The following is a 1,233-nucleotide window of genomic DNA, read 5'->3' as shown; positions in this document are numbered from 1 at the left end:
AGCTTATCTTCTAATAAACGTATTTCCTTAAGATTTTCAAATATATTATCTATTGATATCACCTCTATATTTAAATGAAAAGGTAACAGATATTTTTGAATTCAAACTCTTTGAGCTGCCTTTTTAGTATTACCGTTTTTTAGTAATGAATTTCCATCGTAAATAAGAAAAAAACCATATTGAAAGTTCTTCTAACAAGGGTTTTCGACTCTTTTCAAATCAATCAGAAATATTTTAAAAACAATGAAATTTTTTAAATCTAGATTTAACATAGAACAATAAAAACAGGATACATCAACTCATAATAATGGAGAGAGCAGGCGAGAACCCTGTTCAACAATGCGCTCGGTCAGGGATCGTTGCAACAAGTCTTCAATTCTTAATGGTACAGAATCAGCAAGATCACGCTCGAATTGATGTGTAAGTTCCATCGCCACATCAGTACTGTACAAGACTTGACACACCTCATAATTCAGGCGAAAACTTCTCATATCATAGTTTGCTGAGCCTACGGCAGCAATCTCCTCATCGATGGTCAACACCTTCGCATGTATCATTCCTTTGTCGTACTGGTAGATTTGAACTCCAGCTTCTATAAGTTCTCCGTAATAAGTACGGCTTGCAAGACCCACGATTTTTTGATTATTGTGGCGAGGAACCAGCAATCTTACACGGACACCACGAGTTACTGCTGTCTTTAATGCCATGATAATATCCGTTTCTGGTACAAAATAGGGAGTTGTTATATCAATAGTCTTGGTCGCCTGTGTTATACATATAAAGTAAGCTTGACGAATAACTGGGGTAGGAATTCCAGGGTTTCCTTCCAACGTATGGATGTACGCTTTTTGCAATTCTCCTGTCTTTGTTTGGGTATTGTCTGTTTTACCTTCTATAGGCCATAACTCAGATCCTAATTCGGCAGGCCATCTTGAAAGATCTATGCTGCCGGTTGGATTGATTTCCTTTGATTTATATTTTGGGATTTTAGTGGCCTTTTTCGTTGCCTCAGATTTTGTTTTTGACTTTATCCGTTCTGGTACAGCGATATTCCAATGAACGTCGAAGATAGTCTGCAAGTCGCCTGTTGCTTCCCCTATAATTTGCAAATGAGTGTCCCTCCAAAATCCTACGTCTGGCTTTAATCCTGTATATTCATACCCAACGTTCATACCGCCAGTAAAGGATTCCTTTCTGTCAATCGTCACAATCTTACAATGATCCCGATAATTC

General features: G+C 37.6%; 1 protein-coding gene. It reads right to left on the bottom strand.

Features of this window, described 5'->3' with window-relative positions; genetic code table 11:
• Positions 1–299: 299 nt before the first annotated feature.
• Positions 300–1,233, bottom strand: a 934-nt coding sequence (locus QQZ16_RS03160) for a phospholipase D-like domain-containing protein (RefSeq protein WP_284561088.1), incomplete at its 5' end; no start/stop codon positions are given.

The organism is Bacillus sp. T2.9-1 (genome assembly GCF_950097965.1).
Taxonomy (GTDB): Bacteria; Bacillota; Bacilli; order Bacillales; family Cytobacillaceae; genus Niallia; species Niallia hominis.
This window is presented reverse-complemented; position numbering and strand designations above follow the sequence as displayed.